This window comes from Kribbella sp. NPDC051952 (assembly GCF_040680855.1).
Lineage (GTDB): Bacteria > Actinomycetota > Actinomycetes > Propionibacteriales > Kribbellaceae > Kribbella.
In genome coordinates this window covers 463,777-484,024 of the sequence record NZ_JBFAXQ010000003.1, presented here as the reverse complement: position 1 = coordinate 484,024, position 20,248 = coordinate 463,777, and the positions used below count along the sequence as shown (strand labels likewise).

12 protein-coding genes and 1 pseudogene are annotated in these 20,248 nt (G+C 68.5%); 6 read left to right on the top strand and 7 right to left on the bottom strand.

Going from position 1 to position 20,248, the window contains the following annotated elements; genetic code table 11:
• From AB0L70_RS09340 to AB0L70_RS09330, 3 genes and pseudogenes are all read right to left on the bottom strand, one after another.
• A pseudogene (locus AB0L70_RS09340) lies at positions 1 to 6,932 on the bottom strand (hypothetical protein); the annotation flags it as partial.
• On the bottom strand, positions 6,929 to 7,279 hold the full coding sequence (locus AB0L70_RS09335; RefSeq protein ID WP_363681801.1) for a hypothetical protein: 351 nt from the start codon (positions 7,277 to 7,279) through the stop codon (positions 6,929 to 6,931). The pseudogene AB0L70_RS09340 and the gene AB0L70_RS09335, both read right to left, overlap by 4 nt.
• Positions 7,276 to 7,659, bottom strand: a complete 384-nt coding sequence (locus AB0L70_RS09330; protein ID WP_363681799.1) for a YbaB/EbfC family nucleoid-associated protein — start codon at positions 7,657 to 7,659, stop codon at positions 7,276 to 7,278. The genes AB0L70_RS09335 and AB0L70_RS09330 overlap by 4 nt, the downstream gene beginning before the upstream one ends.
• Before the next feature lie 120 nt (positions 7,660 to 7,779).
• Here AB0L70_RS09330 and mycP point away from each other — a divergent pair, with 120 nt between their 5' ends.
• Entirely contained in the window at positions 7,780 to 9,078 is a 1,299-nt protein-coding gene (gene mycP, locus AB0L70_RS09325; RefSeq protein ID WP_363681797.1) for a type VII secretion-associated serine protease mycosin, read from the top strand.
• Between the two features lie 63 nt (positions 9,079 to 9,141).
• Here mycP and AB0L70_RS09320 read toward each other — a convergent pair whose 3' ends face one another.
• Entirely contained in the window at positions 9,142 to 9,441 is a 300-nt protein-coding gene (locus AB0L70_RS09320) for a hypothetical protein (protein ID WP_363681795.1), read from the bottom strand.
• A 28-nt stretch (positions 9,442 to 9,469) separates the two neighbouring features.
• Entirely contained in the window at positions 9,470 to 9,781 is a 312-nt protein-coding gene (locus AB0L70_RS09315; RefSeq protein ID WP_363681792.1) for a hypothetical protein, read from the bottom strand.
• A gap of 155 nt (positions 9,782 to 9,936) precedes the next feature.
• On the opposite strand from AB0L70_RS09315, the gene eccCa reads away from it, so the two are divergent.
• From eccCa to AB0L70_RS09300, 3 genes are read left to right on the top strand one after another with little or no spacing between them, the layout of a single operon-like run.
• Positions 9,937 to 13,896 (top strand): type VII secretion protein EccCa, encoded by a 3,960-nt coding sequence (gene eccCa, locus AB0L70_RS09310; RefSeq protein WP_363681788.1) that lies wholly within the window; start codon positions 9,937 to 9,939, stop codon positions 13,894 to 13,896.
• Positions 13,897 to 13,936: 40 nt separating this feature from the next.
• On the top strand, positions 13,937 to 14,299 hold the full coding sequence (locus AB0L70_RS09305; protein WP_363681786.1) for a hypothetical protein: 363 nt from the start codon (positions 13,937 to 13,939) through the stop codon (positions 14,297 to 14,299).
• Positions 14,299 to 15,996, top strand: a complete 1,698-nt coding sequence (locus tag AB0L70_RS09300) for a hypothetical protein (RefSeq protein ID WP_363681784.1) — start codon at positions 14,299 to 14,301, stop codon at positions 15,994 to 15,996. The genes AB0L70_RS09305 and AB0L70_RS09300 overlap by 1 nt, the downstream gene beginning before the upstream one ends.
• 54 nt (positions 15,997 to 16,050) lie before the next feature.
• On the opposite strand, the gene eccB is transcribed toward AB0L70_RS09300, so the two are convergent.
• Positions 16,051 to 17,475, bottom strand: a complete 1,425-nt coding sequence (eccB, locus tag AB0L70_RS09295; RefSeq protein ID WP_363681782.1) for a type VII secretion protein EccB — start codon at positions 17,473 to 17,475, stop codon at positions 16,051 to 16,053.
• 1 nt (position 17,476) lies between these two features.
• Positions 17,477 to 18,859 carry a type VII secretion integral membrane protein EccD gene (gene eccD, locus AB0L70_RS09290; protein WP_363681780.1) on the bottom strand — a complete coding sequence of 461 codons (1,383 nt, stop codon included), beginning with the start codon at positions 18,857 to 18,859 and terminating at the stop codon, positions 17,477 to 17,479.
• Between the two features lie 164 nt (positions 18,860 to 19,023).
• Between eccD and AB0L70_RS09285 the strand changes: the two genes are divergently transcribed.
• Entirely contained in the window at positions 19,024 to 19,644 is a 621-nt protein-coding gene (locus AB0L70_RS09285; RefSeq protein ID WP_363681778.1) for a hypothetical protein, read from the top strand.
• The gene (locus AB0L70_RS09280; RefSeq protein WP_363681776.1) at positions 19,641 to 20,240 is read left to right on the top strand and encodes a hypothetical protein; all 600 of its coding nucleotides are present in this window, start codon (positions 19,641 to 19,643) and stop codon (positions 20,238 to 20,240) included. Before AB0L70_RS09285 ends, AB0L70_RS09280 begins: the two co-directional genes overlap by 4 nt.
• Positions 20,241 to 20,248: the final 8 nt, after the last annotated feature.

Here is a 20,248-nt window from a genome sequence, read left to right as displayed (position 1 = left end):
TCAGCGCTTGCGTGTTGCGTCGTGTCAGCGCTTGCGTGTTGCGTCGTGTCAGCGCTTGCGTGTTGCGTCGTGTCAGCGCTTGCGTGTTGCGTCGTGTCAGCGCTTGCGTGTTGCGTCGTACTGGCGTTGAGGTCTGTTAGGAGTTGGGTGTAGCCGTTGTGGGCGTTGGTGGCTCGGGTTAGAGCTTGGTCGTAGCGGGCGGCTACTCGGTGGTGCCAGTCGGCCAGGTCGGACTGCTTCTTCGCCTCGGCTTCCGCGGCCCGCCTGCGAGCGAGGGCGCCGTTGTCCTTGGCGTTCGCTGCCTTGGCGGCCTTCTCGTTCGCCTCCTGCGCAGCGGTTGTCGCAGCCTCGGCCGCGTTCCGTTTGCTCTCGATCAGCGCTTGAAGGGTAGCGATGGTTCCGTCGAGGGCTCGCACTTCGCGTGTGATGGAAGCCTTGAGCTCCGCCACTGGACCAACGAACGGCGCCTGCCACGGAAGCATCGGCGGGGCGAACCCGCGCTTCCGGATCGCCTCGACGAGCCCTTCGATGTCTCGCCGGAGCAGCTGTTCCTCGACGCTGTCCGCCGCGGTCGCCCACTTCCGGCGGAGATAGCGGAATTCGTTGAACTGGGCATCGACACAATGGTTTCGCCCACCACCGATGAGGCGATTCCAGATCGCCCTCAGCGGACCACCGGCCGGCGCCTTCAGTTCCTGCAGCGTGTGACTGATCTCGTGTACCCACAGCCGAGCCAGCTGATCATTCGCAACCCCCGGCGAGATCGTGACAACGTGCGGATCGGCGGCCGTCCCAGCATGAGCCTGAGTAGCCGCGAGCTTCCGCCGCCCTACCCGCCCCACCTCAACCCGGAAGTGCTGAGCCTCCCCGAACCCCTCCGCCCTAACCACCACAACCCGCCCAACCACCACCGGGTCCCCACTGACAACCCCACCAAAATCAGACCCCAGTACGCCGCCAACCGCCGCAAGCACCACATCAACAGTCAGCGGCGAGTCGTCCACCCCACGCCCATCCCCCACAAACCGCGTCCCCTTGACACGAGGTGCATGCGTAACATCCCCTCGCGCCCCACGGCCGTCGTTCACCCCACCCATCTGCCCTTCACCAGCGGAGTCCCGAGATGTCTCCGCTGACCCACGGTCGCTGGAGTGTGAGCTACTCACCGAGCTGTCATCGGTTGCCTGGGCCGCTGGTGTTGAGGTGTCGTTGGAGGGTTGGGCTGCGTTGGAGGGTTGGGCTGCGTTGGAGGGTTGGGCTGCGTTCGAGGGTTGGGCTGCGTTCGAGGGTTGGGTTGTGGTGGAGGGTTGGGTTGTGGTGGGGGCGCCGGTTAGTTCGTGGGCTTGGCGGGCTATTTGCTCGGCTGCCAGGCGACGGGCTGCGGCGCGGAGGAGGTCCTGGGGAGACTGGGCGATCGGCTGCTCCACCGGGGTGCCGAGGTGCTCGGTGAGACGGCGTACGGCTTCTGCGTTGAGCTCTGCCTGAGTGGCACCTTGGTGTTGACCCAGCTCGGTTGCGATCTGCTCGAGAGTCTGCCGGGAGATGACCGTCGGCTGTCCCCCGACACCAGCGATCCGAACACTCCCGTCCTGCAAGGGAATCGCATCCGGCGCAACAACCCCCACCCCATACCCAACCGCCACCCCAACCTCACCAACCAACTCCACCTCCCCAGTCCGCACCTCGCCCACCGGAGCCTGTTCGCCCTCCACCTGCCCGCTCTCCACCTCCCCGGGCCGCACCTCGCCCACCGGAGCCTGTTCGCCCTCCACCTGCCCGCTCTCCACCTCCCCAGTCCGCACCTCGCCCACCGGAGCGCTTTCGCCCTCCGCCTGGTCGGCCTGCGTGTGCTCAGGTTGCGGGTGTTCGGCTTGTGTGTGCTGGGGTTGGGTGGGCTCGGGCGGCTGCTGGTGGTGTTGTTCGGTTGGGTGTAGGTGGTGGTTGTCCAGGGCATCGATTGCGGTGGTCAGGGGGCGGGCGCGGTAGACCGTGGTGCGGTTGGTTTGGGGGTCGGTGACGTCTGTGGTGACTGCGATGTGCGGTCGGCCCTCGGGTCCTGGGATCGCTTGAAGTCTGAGGGTGACAACCTGACCGGCTTCGAGCAATCGGCGTACCTGCTGCTCCAGCTCGGCGAACGACTCGTCCGAAACCGAGACACCCGGCGGGATCAATCCCCGCGCACGGTCTCGCGCGAAGGCCCAGTCGAGGGCGATCCGCGGTAGCGCCTCCACCCGACCCGTCCCAGGTACCGGAAGTCCTTCCGGCGGAAGAATCTCGTGTAGTTCAAGCACGACCTCGTCCGGTTGCCCCGCCGTACCGAAGCTCCAGGTCGCCCGATTGGCCGACTGGTTCGACATCACCTCCCCCGACACCGGCCCGTCCGCGGCATTCACCCGCGCACCGACCACATACGGGTTCAACACCCGCGCCAACTCACCCGGCTCACCCGGCGGCCCGACCTCGACCCGCGGCCCGTCCTCGACCCGCGGCCCGTCCTCCACCGCGTGATGACGGCCGTTCTCGTTGCTCAGATCACGCAACCGATGCCGTCCCGGCAGATTCTCCGGACGGCCACGACTCTCCTCGGGTGGGTCGTGGGGCTCGTCGTTGGTGGGAGACGTGCTGTCGGTCGGCAGGTGGGTGGGTGGCGAGTCGGTGGTGTGATCGGTTCCCGGATCGGGGGTTAGGTCGTATTCGGTGATAGCTATGCCCTTGGCGCGGGCTCGGCTGGGGAGGAGTTCTACGCGGGCTTTGACGACGAAGTACTGGAGGTCGCCGGCGTCCAGGGCCGCTTCCATTGCGGCTGCTACGCCGCGTTCGTTGTCGGGGCCGTTGCGGCGGTTCATCGCGGCCAGGATGCTGCGAACGTACTCGCGATGCCCTTGTTCGTAGGACTTTCCGTCGGCACCGCGGCGGGTGCCCAATGTGCCGCCGGCGCTCTTCGCCTCGATCACGGCGAAGCCCAGGATCTTCCCGCTGGCCGCGTCCATGCGTACGTAGATCTGGTCGAACCGGCCTGACCCACCCATCGACGTACCGGGAACGCGGAGAATCTCCTCGCCCGGGAACTGCGCTTCGAGCCAGCGCAGCATGGCCATGGCGTACGACTCGCCCATGTTCTCGCCGGCCGCCTGCGGCCTACCGGGCTGACGTGCGGCCTCCTCGGCGAGCAGGCGGCGTACCTCCTCCTTCGTCAGACCGCGCCGGGCCTCCTTCTCCGCCTGGGTCGGGCGCCGGACGACTCGCTTGAGCTTGCCCATGCTCTTCATCCAGCGGTCGGTCCAGCGCTGCAGGTGGATGCGCTCGTCCTGGGTCAACCGGAGTACGGGATCGTCGAAGTTGACGACCGTACGTCCGATCGGCCATCCGGGCACCACCTCGATCGGCGCGAACCGACCGTTCTGCAGGTAGCGGAGGACCGGGACCGGGATGTGCCGCACCGGTCCGCCCGGCTCGCTCGCCGGGAACGTCATGTCGCTGGCCGGCTTCCCACGGCCGAAGCGCTTGACCACGGTGGTGGGCTTGCCGGTCGCCTTCGCGATGTCGGGCTTCTGGTAGTAGTACTCGCGGAGTTGTTGGGCGGCTGGGGTGAGTTCGCCGTTGGCGTCGACCTCGTTCAGGGCTGCTACGAAGGCGTCGTACGCCGCCTGCTCGAACGACCCTGCGGTCCCGGGTTCGACCTCGAGCATCCGGTCGGCGGGCGGGGTCAGGTTTGGTTCGTCAGCACTGTTCCCGTTTGGATCGCCGTCGCGTCCGCCCTCTCGATCAGCAGGGTCACTCGTCGAGTCCCCGGGGTTGATGGGACGGAAGAATGGAACTCGACGCCCAGTACGCGCACCGTCCGGTCGGTGTCCGTCCGGAGCGTCGTTCCGCGCCGGATCACGCCGGTCTTCAGCTGCCCGGGTACCAGGATCCCGCCCCGGCTCGGGAGGTCGAACGTCGTCTCGACCGTGAACTCGATCTCCGTCATGGTCATGCATCCTTTCGAGTGCTGGAGCTTCACTCGAGACCGCCTCGGCCTCGAGGTCCTCGATGTTGTCCGTCGTCGGATCGATGCCGGCCCGGAGTTGGTCGACGTGGGTGCGCTCGTGCGCGAGGGTCGCGGCCAGCGTCTCGCGGTCAGCAAAGCTCGCCGGGCCGAGGCGGATCTGGTCGCCGCCGTATTCGTGCGGGGTGGTGGCGTACGCCGGTTCGCTGTCGAGCAGGTCAATCTCCGCAAGATCGTCGACAATCACAACGTCAACATCACTCAAGTCCACACCAGCAGCCGCAGCCACCTCAGCCACGGTCTCCGCAGTACGAGGTAAACCTTCACCACTCTCAAACACCCCCCGGTTGGTCCGCTGCGGCGCGGGCGAATGCGATGTCCGCGACCCACCCGGTACGACGGGACCGGCCGATACGGCGGGATCGGCCGGTACGGCGGGATCGGCCGGTACGGCGGGATCGGCCGGTACGGCGGGATCGGCCGGTACGGCGGGATCGGCCGGTACGGCGGGATCGGCCGATGCGGCGGGATCGGTCGATGCGGCGGGATCGGTCGATGCACCGAGTTCAGGTGGTGCGGTGAGATCGGCCGGTGCACCGGGTTCAGGTGGTGCGGTGAGATCGGCCGGTGCGTGCGGTATGGCGGGGCCGGCCGGGTCGGCGTTCTCTGCGGGGGTGGCTGGGCCGGCGTGGGAGTGCGTGGGTAATGGGCGTGAGGCGTGGGTTAGCTCGGTCCGCGGGTCCTGCTTCTCGGTCGTGGGCTGCACGGTCCCGGGCGCAACCGCGAGGGCTCCTGGTGCGCCGGGGGCTGAGGTGAGGGGGCCGGGCGCGGTGAGGTCGGGGGCCATGGTTCCTGGAGCTGCGGGGCCGGGGGTTGCTGGGCCAGGGCTCGTGGGGTCTGGGGCTGTGGGGTTGGGGGTGAGGTTGGTGTCGAGGTCCTCGGTGGGGGTGTTGGGGGGTGGCGGGTCGTCGTTGGGTGGGGTGATGGGGTCTGTGGCGTTGGCGGGGTTCTTGGTGCGGGGTGTGGTGGTGGAGTCGGCTTGAGATGGCCTTGCGGTGGTGGATCCCTGGGCGGGGTTGGGGGTCTGGGCTGGGTTGGTGTTCTGAGTGGCTTGGGTGTTTTGGGACTGGGCTGGGGGTTGGGTGTTGGCGGTCTGAGCTTGGGAGGAGGTCTGGGGTTGGGAGGAGGTCTGGGACTGGGGGCTGGTGGGCTGCTGGTTGGTGGTGGGTTGTTGGGTGGACGAGGACTGCTGGGTGGCTGAGGACTGCTGGGTGGCTGAGGACTGTTGTGTGGTTGGCGATTGCTGCGTGGCTGGGGGTTGCTGTTGGGTGGCGGCGGGTTGGGTGGTTGTTGGTTGTTGGGTGGCGGCGGACTGGGTGGTCGCTGGTTGTTGGGTGGCTGCGGGTTGGGTGGATGCCGGTTGGGCGGTTGTTGGTTGGGTGGGGGCGGGTTGTTGGGTTGCTTGGGTGGGGGTGGGGTGTTGGGTGTGGAGTTCTGGGGTTGAGGTGGTGGTGGGGGCGTGGGGGGCTGGGTTGAGGGTGGCTGTGGGTGGGCGGGTGGTGGCGCCTGGGTCGTGGGTATTGGTGGTGGATTGGTTGTTGGTTGAGGGTTGGTCTCCGGTCGAATGGGCGGGGCTTTGGTGGTTGGTTGTGGAGTTGGCGTCTGAGGTTGAGTTCGTGCTCTGAGCGCCGGAGTCCTGAGAGCTCGTGTTTTGGGAGCTGGTGTCTTGAGCGCTCGTGTTTTGGGAGCTGGTGTCTTGAGAGGTGGTGTTTTGGGAGTTGGTGGATTGAGAGCCCGCGTCCTGGGAGGTCGGGGGCTGGGTTTGGGTGGGGTCTGGGGTGGGGGAATTTGGGTTGGGGGTTGTGGGGTTGCCGGGGGGTGGGGTGTGGGGTGGGTCGCCGCCGCCGGGATTAGAGGCTGTGGCCGGTGGGTTGAGTTTCGTGGCTGCGTAGTGGCCTGCGGCGTGGCCGGTGTCGTGGGCTGCTACTCGGCCGCCGGCTAAGGCACCTGAGCCCAGGAATTGCTGGCCGATCGCCTTCTCGAAGTCTTCTCGTTTGAGGTCGCCGAGCTTTCCGTCGGCGATCGCCTGCGCCGTGACTGACGTGATGGGCGACGAGACACCGTTGACGACGAAGGCCTGGGACTGTCGCTCGATCGAGTTGCCGATGCCGTTCACGGCAGGGCGGAAACGCTGCGGCGCCGGCACCGCACGGATCAGCGCTCCGGCCGGCTTCGACACCAACCAACCAGCCGGCGTGAAGACAGGGGCCAGTAGAGCCCCACCACCGCCCGCCCCGGCCGCGACCGCGATCTGCTTCGGATCGAGGTGGTCCCGATACCCACGGAGCATGTCGATCCCCTCGCCACCGACCTCGACCCCGGCTTCCTCGAAGACCTCCTTGCCGACCTCCTTCGCGGCCTTGGCCAGCAGCCCGGCCGCACCCTCCGACAGCCTCATCGTCGCCGCGGCAGCCCGAACGATGGCCGCGATCCGCATCGCGATCCCCGACACGATCCGGCCGCGGATCCACTGCCCCAGCGGCAAAGGCAACGCGAAGCTGGCCGCGAACGCCACCCCGTTCGCGATCAGCTCGGCGTAGATGGAGTCCTTGATGTTGGCGATCTGGCGGGCGTAGTCGTGCGACATCACCGCCATGTCGTTCATCATCTTGATGAGCTCGTCGAACCCACCGCTACCGGCGATCCCGTTGATCGTCTGGTCGACCTTGGCGTGGTACAGGATCCCGTTCGCGTCGGCCCAGGCCGCGGGCAGCGCGTTCATCCCCACCGTGGCCGCGTCCTTGGTCGCGGTCAGCGCCTGGGCCGCGGCCGCCCAGTTGTCCCCCATCCGGTTGGCGGCGTCCTCGTTGACCCAGACCGGGAAGAACCCGTCGATCTGTTGACGGAGCCACAGCCACAGCACCGTCGTCGGTTCGGGAATCACTCGAGTGCACGCATGTAGGCAGGTTGATCCTGCTCACTCAGCTGGAGGTACTCGACCACACCGCGCCGGCCGGCGTCGGCTGTCTTGTAGAGCTTCGGCGCGACCTCGGCGGCCTGCTTCGGGACCACCTCTTTGTACGCGTTGTACGCAGCGCGATAAGCAACGCTGAGCTCGTCGAACCCGGTCGACACGACCTGCTCGTCGTCATCGATTGCCTTCAGCAACCCCGGCCATTTCGACCCGAACAGTCCGCCAGCCTGATAGATCTGCTGGGAGGCGCGGAAGGTGTCATCCGGGTACATGTCGATATCGCCAATGCCGCCGAAGTTGACCGGCTGCGGGCTCATCGCGGCGACTTCCCTTGCAGCTTGGCCAGTTCCGCAAGAAACGGACCGAAGGCGGGATCGTCGTCGGCGGGCCGATCCGCCGGTGGCAGCTGCGCGGCGAAGGCCAGCAGGACCTCCTCCTGCGCCCGGGTGTGGGCATCGTTGACGGCAGTACGGATCTCCGCCGCCAGCGCTTCCGAATCCAGCTCCCGGTAGACCCGCGGATCCAGGATGAGTTCGGTCAGCTCACCGCGCGCGGTGACGCTCGCCTCGATCAGTCCGTCGGCGGCCTCCGCCGTACCGGTGGCTGTCTCCATCAGTCGCTGGGCGTTGCGGGTCTGCTTCTCCATCTGTTCCAGGTCGTCCAGCCAGCCGCCACGGATCCTGTGATCGTCGTTCATCACGCCTCCCGTTCCCGAGCAGTCGAACTCACGGTGCCTGTCGATCCGGCCGCTCCGGCGCCGGTGACCGGTTCAGGCCATCGCGGCTGAGGTCAGACGCGCGGCCCCGACGATGCTCGGGTGACCATCACACGGATCCGATCACTGGCATCAGGTCTGCTGGCCGGCGGACTGCTGGTCCCTGCCCTCCTGCCCGCGACCGCTGCAGCCGCGCCACCCAAGGGCGCGTGCTCCAATCCGGAACCGGGACGCAAAGCGGTCCGATTGTTGCCGTGGGCCCAGGACGCGCTGATGCCCCAACGTGCCTGGCCCTACACGACCGGCACCGGAGTGACTGTGGCCGTGGTGGACTCCGGCGTCGACGCCGACCATCCGCAGCTGCACCGACCCGGCAAGGTATTGCCCGGCCGCGACTTCTTCTTGGTCGGCAACCTGCCCGGGAACTTCGACTGTGTCTCACACGGCACCGGTGTCGCGAGCATCATCGTCGCCGATGCCACCGCCGGGGTCGGGTTCCGCGGCGTCGCCCCCGGCGCGCGCATCCTGCCGGTCCGGGTGACCGATCGGGAGACTGTGGACACCGGCGGCGTCCGCTACGTCGATCCGAATGTCCTTGCCAGAGGCATCGTGTACGCCGTCAACGCCGGCGCGAAGGTGATCAACCTGTCAATGGCCGGCGACCAGGATCAAGCCCCGGTCCGCAAGGCCGTCGCGTACGCCGTCCGCAAAGACGTCGTCGTGGTCGCTGCCGTGGGCAACGATCAACGCAACAGCGCCGGATCGTTGCCGTCGTACCCGGCCGCCTATTCCGGCGTACTGGGAGTCGGCTCGGTCGACATGGCCGGCGCGCGCTCCGAGGACTCCCAGATCGGTCCGTACGTCGACCTGATGGCGCCCGGTGACGGCGTACTCGCGGCCACCCGCCGGACCGGGCATGCCTACGTGTCCGGGACCAGCTTCGCCACGCCCTTCGTCGCGGCGACCGCCGCACTCGTCCGGTCCGCGTGGCCGAAACTCACGGCAGCACAGGTGATCCAGCGACTGAAGGCGACCGCGACACCAGCGCGCGGCGGTCGCGACAGTGTGGAGTACGGCGCCGGCATCGTCGACCCTTACCGGGCTGTGACCGAGGGGCTGATCGTCGCACCGGCGAAGAAGATCCCGGGGATGACGATACCGCCACCCGACCAGCAGAAGCTGGCTGTCCTGGGGTGGTGGCGATCGGCCGGTGATCGCGCCCGCGAGCTGACGTTGCTCGCAACGGGAGCCGCTCTGGTGGTGGCTCTGCTCAGCAGCATCCTGCTCGCCGGCCGCCGTCGGCGCTGGGCGGCAGCGCGTACCCCGATCGTGCGGGCCGGCGCGTCCGGTCGCCCGGACGATCTTCCACCGGAGTACCTGTTCGCGGGCGATCGCGACTGAGCCACCCCACAGAGCTGTGAGCCTCGGCCGACTGCTCGGCCGAGGCTCACTGGTTGTACGGCCTTACAGGGCGCTGAGGATGCCCGAGACCTGGCTCGAGCACGCCTGGCCGAGTTCACCACAACCGATCGTCGCGTCACCACGGCTGATGGTCCGCTGGCTCTCGTCGAGGCCGTCGTTCGTCATCGCCAGCATGTTGCCGTGCAGCTCGAGGAACTCGGGGCTGGTCCAGTTCGCACCGGCCGCGTTGATTGTCGACATGTGGTCGCCAGCGGTCTCGCCCTGGGCCTGGCCGATGCCCTTGTAGCCGGTACCGGCTGCGAAGACACCCTCGAATTTCTGCATCATGAAGTCGCTCTGCATGAGTGATCCTTTCGTCAGGGACGGATGATCAGAGGTTCAGCTGCTGCATCATCAGCTGGGTGGTGTGCCCGATCGCGCCGTCGACCAGGTTCGCCGACTGGTACAGCCCGGAGGCCTCGTTGCGACCGCGCTCGATCGAGTGCAGCTTGGTGCGGTCGGAGGCGTTCATGACGCCCTGCTGGTTGATGTCGGCCGCGGTGCACTGGAACGACGAACCCAGCATGTCGGTCTCGGACACGTACCGCCCGACGTGCGCCTGGTGCTGGTCGGCGGTGTGATCGGCGTGCGTGCCGAGTCTGCTCACGTCTCCGGAGAAGACATGGATGAAGGAGTGGGCCATCGGTCGATTCCTTTCATGGATGGATAGGACCGTCTTCGACGGTAGGAACCGGTGGACCGCCGACGGTGCCTACGGCACGTTCCTGCCAGTACGCCGAAACCCGGGCCGCGCGCCGTGATGATCGGGACAGATCCCGGCGAGAAACGAGGTTCGGCATGGCGACGATGGTGGTCCGACGGCCCGAGCGACGCCCGGCTCCCGAGCTGCCCACCGGCGAATTGTTGCTCTCGGCACCACCCGAGGTGCCCGAGCCCGGTGGCCGGCAGTGGATGCAGGCGATGATGGTCGTGCCCATGGTCGCGATGATGGGCGCGATGATGCTGATGTTCTCCGGCAGCATCGCGGGCGGCCTGCGTTACGTCATCTTCGGCCTGTTCGGGCTGGCCATGGTCGGGATGATCCTGGTCGGCGTGCTGGCCAGGTCCGGCGGCGGAAAGGCCGAGATGGGGACCGCCCGCCGGACCTATCTTCGCCAGCTGGCCCAGCACCGGACCCGGCTCAGCCGCTCGATCGACCAGCAGCGAACCACCTTGTTCTACGTGCATCCCGAGCCCAGCAGCCTGTGGGCGTTGGCCGGTAGCTATCGGTTGTGGGAGCGACGCCGCGACGACGCCGACTTCGGGATCGCCCGGATCGGTGTCGGTCCACAGGGTCCGGCGGTCACCATCGTATCGCCGGACACCCAACCGCTCGAGCGGCTGGAACCCCTGTCTGCGTTGGCGTTGCGGCGTTTCGTGTCCACGTACGCGACCGTCCCCGGGTTGCCGATCGCGATGGCCGTGACCGGGTTCGCCCGGATCTACCTGCTGGGTGACCGGACCCGTTCGGCGGCGCTGGTACGGGCGATGCTGGCCCAACTCGTCACTCTGCAGGCACCCGACAACCTGCGCGTCGCGGTCTGCGCAGGCGACGACGTACGGTCGGAGTGGGACTGGGTCAAGTGGTTGCCGCATGCACTCCATCCGGACCGCTCCGACGCACTCGGACCACTGCGACTACTGGCCGGCTCGATCACCGCGATCGAGGCGATGCTGGACGACGTACTGGCGAACCGGCCCCGCTTCGATCCGCAATCCGATACACGGCTTCCGGGGCCGCACCTGATCGTGGTCATCGACGGGGGGATCGCCGACGGATCCGATCACCTCCTGGTCGGTCCGGGCCTCGAAGGGGTCACCGTCATCGACCTCAGCTCGGTACCGCCCCGAGCGACCGACAGCGGCGCGATCATCCTGGATGTCGACGCCGACGGTGCGCTGACCAGCGAGACCATGGACGGCGACGCACGGCTGGGAGTCGCGGACGAGCTGGATCTGGTCAGCGCGGAAGGCTTGGCCCGGCAACTGGCGCCGCTGCGGCTGACCGTGGGTTCGATCGGTGAACAGTCCCTGACCGCGGACCTCGGGCTCGCGGAGTTGCTCGACCTCGGCGATCCCTACGACTTCGACCCGACGGACACCTGGATCCAGCGGCCCAACCGGGACCGGCTCCGGGTCAAGTTCGGGATTCGCCCGGACGGTCAGGCGATCGAGCTGGACCTGAAGGAGTCCGCCCAGGAAGGGATGGGCCCGCACGGCCTGCTGATCGGTGCGACCGGCTCGGGCAAGAGCGAGCTGCTGCGCACCCTCGTCCTCGCTCTCGCGATCACTCATCCGCCCCGGTCGCTGAACTTCGCCCTGATCGACTTCAAGGGTGGCGCGACCTTCACCCGGCTGGACAAGTTGCCGCACACCAGCGCGGTGATCACCAACCTGGCCGAGGAGTTGCACCTGGTCGACCGGATGACGGATGCGATCAACGGCGAGCTGATCCGCCGGCAGGAGCTGTTACGGGCCGCAGGCAACTTCTCGTCGTTGCGCGACTACGAGAAGGCACGTGCTGCCGGCGCGCCGCTGCCGGAGGTCCCGACGTTGTTTGTGATCTGTGACGAGTTCAGCGAGCTGCTGACGATCCGGCCGGACTTCATCGAGATGTTCGTCCAGATCGGCCGGGTCGGCCGATCGCTCGGCGTCCACCTGCTGCTCGCCAGCCAGCGGCTGGACGAGGGCCGGCTGCGCGGGCTCGAGGCGCACCTCTCGTACCGGATCGGGCTGCGCACGTTCTCCGACATGGACAGCCGGACGGTGCTCGGCATCGGTGACGCGTTCAGGTTGCCGAGGGCACCTGGTCACGGCTTCCTCCGGGTCGGGACCGAGGAGCTCGACAGGTTCCGCGCCGCCTACGTGTCCGGCGTACATCGTCGGCCGGTGGCCGGTGCTTTGCCTGTTGCTGCGGACAACTCGCTGATCCTGCACGACTACACCAGTTCGTACGTCGCCGCCGAGGTCGAGGACGAGGACGCCGAGCAGCCTACCGTTGACGACGCGTTCGACGACGCCATCGGCGAATCGCTGATGGACATCCTCGTTGATCGACTGGCTGGGCAAGGAACGATGGCCCACCAGATCTGGCTGCCGCCGCTGGACAAGTCGCCCGGCCTGGACGAGGTACTCGGCGCACCGACGATCACCTCCGACCGTGGCCTGATGGCGGGTCCCGCCGAGCTCGCGGGCAGCCTGACCACGATCGCCGGGATCGTCGACCGGCCGCTCGAGCAACGCCGCGATCCGCTCACGCTCGACCTGTCCGCGAGCGGTGGCCACGTCGCCGTTGTCGGCGGTCCGCAGAGCGGCAAGAGCACCGCGCTCGCGTCCGTGATCACCGGCCTCGCCCTGACCCACACTCCCCGCGAAGTCCAGTTCTACTGCCTGGACTTCGGTGGTGGCGTGCTCGGCGGCCTCCGCGGGCTACCGCACGTCGGCGGGGTGGCGGGCCGTCAGGACGTCAACGCCGTACGCCGGACCATCGCCGAGGTGATCGGCATCATCGCGGCCCGCGAGCGTGAGTTCTCGCAGTCGGGGATCGACGGGATGGCGGCGTACCGGCACCTGCGGAGGAACGGTGCGTACGCCGATTCGCCGTACGGCGACGTGTTCCTCGTCGTGGACGGCTGGCTGACGATCCGCAACGAATTCGACGATCTCGAACCGGTGCTGGCCGACATCGCCACCCGCGGACTCGCGTACGGCGTTCACCTGATGATCGGCGCGGCCCGGTGGTTCGACCTGCGGACCAACGTGCGCGACCTGTGTGGGACCCGGCTCGAACTGCATCTCGGCGATCCGACCGACTCGATGGTGGATCGGCGGACGGCGACGCTCGTACCGGCCAACACACCCGGTCGTGGGGTGACGAGCAGCAAACATCACTTCCTGATGGCCCAGCCGCGGATGGACGCCGCTTCGAGCGACCGGGCGACCGGGATGGCGGCCCTGGTGGAACGGATCCGGTCGGCCTGGAGCGCAGCGCCGGCACCGGTGGTCCGGCTTCTCCCGGGCAGCCTGCCGTTCGAGGAGCTCGACGGTCAGAGCGACACCGAGCGCGGCCTCGCGATCGGTATCGCGGAGAGCGATCTGTCCCCCGTCCGGCTCGATCCGGATGCCCATCCGTGCTTCATCGTGCTCGGTGACACGGGCGTCGGGAAGAGCAGCTTCCTGCGCGGTGTGGCCCGGCGGGTGCAGCAAACCTACGCACCGGATCAGGCTCGGCTGCTCGTGATCGACCACCGGCGCAGCCTGATCGGCGGCGTCGAAGGCGACCACCTGATCGGCTACGGCACCAACCACCAGAACAGCGCGCAGCTCATCTCCGATGCCTGCCACGCACTCGAGGCGCGGCTGCCCGGTCCTGAGGTGACGCCGCAACAGCTGCGGGACCGGTCGTGGTGGCGCGGACCCGATCTCTTCCTGCTGGTCGACGACTACGACCTGGTCGCCGCGGCCGAAGGCCATCCGCTGATGCCGCTGATGCCGTACATCGCCCAGGCCTCCGACATCGGCCTTCGGGTGATCGTGACCCGGCGGATCGGCGGCGCCGGCCGCGGCTTCTTCGAGCCGGTGCTCGCCCGTCTCCGCGATGTCGGCTCGCCCGGACTGATGATGTCCGGCGGCCGCGAGGAAGGCCCGCTGCTCGGGGGCCTACGGCCACAGCCACTTCCGCCCGGCCGTGGCTGGCTGATCGCCCGCCAGGGCAGCAGCCGGCTGATCCAGCTCACCCAAGCCCCGGTGGACGAATGAGCCATCGGATGTCGTCAGACAACCAGAAAGGATGCTCACGATGGGCACTCCCAACCAGGCCGGTGACCAGCCCGACATCGGCATCACCTCACCGGCGATCTTCACCCGCTTCGCCTCGACCATCGAGAACAACGGCAGTGCGTTCCGGGGCACCACCGGCCAGGCGCGGTCGGCCGAACCCGGGACCCCAGGGCCGTTGAGTGGAAGCCCGGGCCTGATCGGGCAGCTGGACCAGGCCGGCCAGCTCCGGGCGGAGTACATCGACGCGACCAACACCGGCCTGCAGGGCTACGAGACCGTGATGACCGCCGTCGGTGCCGAGCACACGAAGTTCGGGTCCGCGACGACCGGACTGATGAAAGCCGTCGAGACCGTGCGGTCATCCAAGGACGGAGGCCACTGATGGCGAACGAACCAGCAGATTCCATCCAGAAGGCGACGATGGCGACGACGTTCGCCGTACTGCGCGAGGCCGCGGTGGCGATGGCCAACGTGGCCCAGGCCGAACTGGACACCACCGGCAAGACCCTGACCCAAGAGGGTCCGTTGTGGAGTGCGACCGGCCAGGGCGTTCACACGATGGCGGACTCTTTCAAGAGCGCGGCCGGTGAGCTCATGCAGGGCTGGACCAGCAAGCGCGAGTCGGTGAAGTTCGAGAGCGCCAGCGATGCCACTCAGAGTGCGATGGTCAGTTCGGCCGGCGCGATCGACGGCGTCGAGGCGGGCGGACCCGGGCAGGGCCGCGGCACCATCGAGATGATGTGCACCGACCTGGTCCGCTACATGACGACGACCACGGACAGCGCCCGCAAGAGCGTCGAGGCCGTCCACGCGGCCTGGCAGGAGTTCCTCGATCAGTACCCGAACGGACAGAAGATCGGGACGGTCGAAGGGCATCTGGAGTACGTGTCCGCCGCGGCTGAGGAGGCGGCGGCAGTCAAGGCGGCGTTGCCCGGCGTCCAGGCGACGGGTGGGCTGCTGACGACGCAGAACACGTCGTACGAGTCGATCGGCCGGCAGATCCTGGATGCGGCTCAGCAGTTGAAGTGGGTCGGACCGACCGGGAAGACGTCGGCGCCTGGAGGTTCGCCGGGTGGACCGAGCGGTCAGCAGGCCGGGGGCGGTGGACAGCAACCCGGCGGAGAGCAGGCTGGCGGGGAACAGGCCGGCGGCGACCAAGCCGGCGGCGAGCAAGCGGGCGGAGAGCAGGCGGGCGGAGAGCAGGCGGGTGGAGAGCAAGCCGGTGGTGAGCAGGCGGGCGGCGACCAGGCCGGGGCGGTACAGCCTGGCGGGGAGCAGCCCAGTGGCGAGCTGCCGGGTGGCGGAGTGCCCACCGGGCCAGGGCTGGCGGGAAGTCAGACGCTGACCCCGCCACCGCTGACGGGCGTGCCGATGGTGCCGGGATCCAACATGCCGATGCCGTCGTCCTCGCCACCGGTCGGTATGCCGTTGGCACCGATCACTCCCGGTCTCCTCTCCCCCGCGGCGAACAACGCCGCACGGATCCCCACCGGCGGCATCCCCGGCGGGATCGGCGGTGGCGGAATCGGTGGGGGCCTCGGCAAGGGCGGGATCGGCGGCGGGATCGGCGGCGGGATCGGCACCGGCGGGATCGGCGGTCTGGGTAAGCACGCCGAGCTGGGCAAGCCAACCGGCGGACTGGTCAACGGGGAGCAGCAGATCGCGCAGGCGGCCAAGATGTCACCGGCCGCGCCTGTTGGGAGCGGTCAGGCACCGGCTCTGCCGTCGGGTATCGGAACCGGCACGGCAGGTCCGGCCGGCGCCGGCGGCGGTGGCGTCCCACCGATGATGCCGCCGATGGGCGGTGGCATGGGCGGCGCGGGCAACAGTGGCGGCAAGCCGGGGTCCGGAGCGATCCGGGCCGGTGGCCGGGAGCGGAAGCGGCCGGCCGGCGCGCCACCCGGCGTACCGGAAGGTCTGCAGGGTAAGTCCGGCCGGCCCGCCAGTTTCCAGGCCGCGGCCAAGCCGCAACGGCGGGTCAAGGCGGAGTCCGACACCCTGGAAGTCCTCGACGACGAGTTGTGGACCGTCGACACACCGGACGCGGCTCCGGCCCCGGTACGCCGCCTGTCCCACTGAACCGCACGAACGAACGCCCCGGCCAGCACGGCCGGGACGTTTCGTTGCCTTGGGCTACTGGACCGACCGGGTCGCCGTGGCCGGGTTCAGTCCACTGCCCAACGGGATCCGGCTGACCAGCGCGGCCGGGATCCGCACCGGTACGATGTCCTTGTAGCCGAGCACCTCGAGTACCTCCGGCTTCGCCAGTGGGTAGTTGCGGCCCATGTCGGTGACGATCGACACCGTCCCGGCCGGCGCGCGATTGGTCGGCATCGCCTCGACCACGGCCGCCGAGCCCGGTGAGACGAGCACGCGATCGGCCAACGGCGTACCGATCGGCTCGCGGTGAGCGGTCGCGGTGGCCGGATCACGCGGCGGCATCCGCGGATCGACCGTGATCTGCGGCAGCGCGCTACCGGGGGCGAACGCCGCGCAAACGGTCCCCTGTCCGTCCCGAGGCGCGACGAACTCGGGCCAGGTGTGTGGCGCCCGGCCGGGATCACTGTCCGAGTCCGGCTGAACCGCCTGCCCTACGGAGAGCAGACCGAGCTCGATGGCTCGTGGCGACTTACCGCCGTACGCCGCCCGCATCGGTTCGTACGCACGTTGTACGTCGTACTGCAGCGGCGAGATCGCGATCGGGCGATCCTTGGCCGCGAGGTAGTACTGCAGAGTCCCAGCGGCCGTTCGTACCATGAACAACTGGCCGATCCGGGTGGCCGGGCGGTCCGGGATCGCTTGCGACGGCAGACCGATGCCGGCCGGCTTGATCGGCGCGATCGGCTGCCCGTCCGGGAGCGCAGCGACGAAGGCCGCACCGACCCGGGCCCAGGGTTTCGCGGCGAGCGCTCGCCCGACCGTGACCATGTCGGCCCTGGCGATCTTGTGCCGGTAGCCCTTGCTGATCAGGTATTGGTCGCCGGTCTCGATCACCTGGACGAGCATCGCCGTGTCACTCATCGGCTGCCCGGTGGCCGGCTGCTGACCGACCATCAGCACGGACTCGCTGGTGCTGGCACCGGTGGCGTCGAGAGCGGGCTGCGAGCACAGGGTCCACCCACCGGCCAGCAACCGGTTCTTCGGTGGCAGCGCGTCGGGTGCGTCCTCGATGCCAATGAGTGGTCCCCTCGGGACGCCGCGCAGCGACTTCGCCGAGATCCGGCGGGTCTCCGCATATTTGCCCAAGGCAAGCAACGCCGAGGTGTAGTTGGTGACCGGGTGCAGATGGCCGTCGACATAGACGAATCGGGTGCCGGTCTCCTTCTCGACGATGACGGCGTCGCCGGTCGCCCAGGCTTTGCTGCCGCCGGGGACGACCATTCCGTAGACCCACACGCCGGCCAGTGCGACAACCGCGATCGCGACGCTGCCGAAGGCCGCTCCGGTGGAACGCTTGAAGGGTGGTTGCTCGGGATCCGACTCACGCGTCACCAGCGCCGACACCATCCGCTGGACCGAGAACTGGTGGGACTGCAGCTGATCCTTGCGGGTCGCCATCTCAGCCTCCGAATCCGCGGACGATGCCGTAGAGGCCGAGCACGGCACAGGCGACCGGAATCAGGGCCAGGGTGATCAGTACTTCGAGGATCTCGGCGTACCGGCCGAAGTAGGGGCTCGGCGGTCTGGTGCTGTAGCGCAGGCCTAGGAAGATGGCCGCTGCGGCGACGGCGCAGACCAGTGGAACCACGACCGGCACGGCATCGGCGTACTGGTGGCTCAGCGGGCCGATCGCCAGACCGACCGCACCGACCAGGCCGAGTAGCAGGAGCATCAATCGCTGCTTGACGATCGGGTACAGGCGAGAGCGGATGAGGCAGCCGACGGTCAGCAGGCCGACGAGGACGGTCGCTGAGCGGCTTTCCTCGCGGAGCAGATGGATCAGGCAGACCGTCTCCGTGACCAGGAGGGCGCCGAGCATTCCGGTGAGCAGCCCGTCGGCGCGAACGACTGCGCCGTACACCTGACGGCGTGGTGGCAGTGGATCGTCGCGGACGAGGTCCGCGGTGCTGCGCGGCAGGATCGGCATGGGCAGGCGACCGATCCGGAGCGCCAGTGGTGCCAGCAGTGGCGAGAACCCGAGCAGCGCCGGGCCAACGATTGCTGCCACATCGGCGCCACCCAATGCGCTCGACGTACCGATCCAGCCGCTGATGACGCCAAGGACCCCCGCAGCGATCGCGCCCGCGAAGAAGGCTGCGCCGTCGACCACGCCGACGTAACAAGCAACCGCAACGACCAGTACGGCGGCCGATGCCGCCAGCAACTGTGGTGCGCCGATCGCCGGCGCGCCGTCGGTCCCGGCCAGCAGCAGACCACCACCAGCCGCCGCGAACGGCAGGCTGATTCCACCAACGATTGCGCCCGCTCCGGAGTCGCCGACCACCCTCGCCAGTACGACGGCCGCGCCGACGAGAAGCAACGTCAGCAAGAGCAGCCGACCGGACGTCTCCGCCCACGGCGCACCGCCGCGGAGCACGGTGACCAAGGCGGTGAGCAGTGCGGCCACGGCAACGCACAGCCCCGCTGCCCGCGTGTGCCAGGCAGTCCAGACCGAACCGAGCCGACTCGAACCACGGGCGACCGCGTCGACGAGGTCGTCGTACTCGAGCTCGGGCCAGTCGACCTCACGACGGACCAGATGCAGGACCTCGCCGTCCCTGATCCGGTGTGAACCGAGGCTGCGCCCGAGCGTCAGCGGCGAACCGTCGGCGCGACGAAGGACCCACCCTCCATCCGGTACGCCGTCGTCGGCCAGGTGCTCGCCCGCCTTGGCGAGCAGGCCGGGCACCAGTTCGGCCACCGACGACTGCTCGGGCAGAGCCAGGTCGACGCGTCGTTGCGGCGCGGACACCGTGACCCGGACCAGTCCTGTGATGTTCATCGACCCCTCTTTCCCTGAAGATCGGCCCTGCTCCTGCTGTCGGCCGGTGCCTCAACCATCGGCCGACCGGGCCCCGGGCAACGGTCCGCGTCAGCTTCCTGCCGTGCCCGGTACGGCGCTCCGGACCGCCCTAACCTGACCGGGACAGAGCTGAAGGAGCACCCGTGACCGAGCAGGAGCTGTTGATCCCGGTGGGGCACGACATCGGCGTGCTCTACTCCGGGAGTGGTGGCGCCGACCAGCGCAGACAGCAGGTCCGGGTCGGCGTCGAGCTGTTCGAGCTGGCCGATGCCGAGTTCGCGGTCTGGGTGTTGGCCCACGGAGCCGATGACGAGGATCGACCGACCCGGGCATCGCTGACCGAGCGGGCCGAACGGCTCGGCCTGCCGGTCGACGGCGTGATCGAGCGGTTCCTGGCCGACGGACTCCTGGTGGCGGTGGATCCGACTGCGGACGCTGCGATCGACTTCGCCCAAGCGCATCAGCTGTTCCCCTTGATGCACGGGCTCGGCGCGGATCCGGATCAGCCCTGGTTGCAGAGCGTGGGCCTGACGAACCGGCCGATCGCGCAGGTGTCGAACACCGTGTACGACGTCTGGGTCTGGGCACATCTCGCCCCGGAGTTGTGGACCGGCTGCCATCACGCGGCGAAGGTGGCCGAGCAGGTCGGCTCGACGAGTCCGGAGGAGACGGATCCCCGGCAGGTCCTGACCGGCGTACTCGGTCAGGTGCACGGGCTCCTGTGTGTGCGGGCGGCGTACTTCGACCGGCGGAGGAAGCGATGAGCGCGTTGGTGTTCCCCATCGGCCAGTACGGCGGGGTTCGCCCGGGAGAAGGGGATGCGCCGGAACACGTCGTACGCGTCGGGTGGAGCCAGCACCGGATCGGGGCGGATGCCTTTGCGGTGTGGGTGATGGCGCATGGACTGCCGGAAGGCGGCAAGGGTGCGTGGACGGTGGACGACGTCCTCAAGCAGGCAGACCAGTCGGACGTGGATGATCCGGCGATGCAGGTCGAGCGGCTGGCCGACGCCGGGCTGTTGGCGGTCGTCGAGGACAACTCGCTCCTGGCCACGCAGTTCGCGCAGCGGCATCGGCTGGACGTGCTCTTCATCGGCCTGGGGAACGCACCGGATCGGCTGGATGGGCATGCGGTCGGGATACCCGGGCTCGGGACGGCCGCGATCCTCGATCCGGACTGCTACGAGTTGTGGCAGTGGGGATCGGTGGCGCCGACGCTCTGGCACAGCTGCGAGGTCCGGGCCACGGTCACCGCGCGGCTCGGGCAGACGGCCGAGCCTGTCGACGCGTTGGCCGAAATCCTCGGAGATCTGCGGTACCTCCTCGCCCATGGATGTGTCTGTCTGGACGTCGCCGGCTGAAGGTGGGA

Excerpts from the sequence above, each read along its gene's own strand:
- AB0L70_RS09335 (WP_363681801.1), bottom strand. The coding sequence starts at position 7,279 with ATGAGCCCGCAGCCGGTCAACTTCGGCGGCATTGGCGATATCGACATG.
- AB0L70_RS09330 (WP_363681799.1), bottom strand. The coding sequence starts at position 7,659 with ATGAACGACGATCACAGGATCCGTGGCGGCTGGCTGGACGACCTGGAA.
- AB0L70_RS09320 (WP_363681795.1), bottom strand. The coding sequence starts at position 9,441 with ATGCAGAGCGACTTCATGATGCAGAAATTCGAGGGTGTCTTCGCAGCC.
- AB0L70_RS09315 (WP_363681792.1), bottom strand. The coding sequence starts at position 9,781 with ATGGCCCACTCCTTCATCCATGTCTTCTCCGGAGACGTGAGCAGACTC.
- eccCa (WP_363681788.1), top strand. The coding sequence starts at position 9,937 with ATGGCGACGATGGTGGTCCGACGGCCCGAGCGACGCCCGGCTCCCGAG.
- AB0L70_RS09305 (WP_363681786.1), top strand. The coding sequence starts at position 13,937 with ATGGGCACTCCCAACCAGGCCGGTGACCAGCCCGACATCGGCATCACC.
- AB0L70_RS09300 (WP_363681784.1), top strand. The coding sequence starts at position 14,299 with ATGGCGAACGAACCAGCAGATTCCATCCAGAAGGCGACGATGGCGACG.
- eccB (WP_363681782.1), bottom strand. The coding sequence starts at position 17,475 with ATGGCGACCCGCAAGGATCAGCTGCAGTCCCACCAGTTCTCGGTCCAG.
- eccD (WP_363681780.1), bottom strand. The coding sequence starts at position 18,859 with ATGAACATCACAGGACTGGTCCGGGTCACGGTGTCCGCGCCGCAACGA.
- AB0L70_RS09280 (WP_363681776.1), top strand. The coding sequence starts at position 19,641 with ATGAGCGCGTTGGTGTTCCCCATCGGCCAGTACGGCGGGGTTCGCCCG.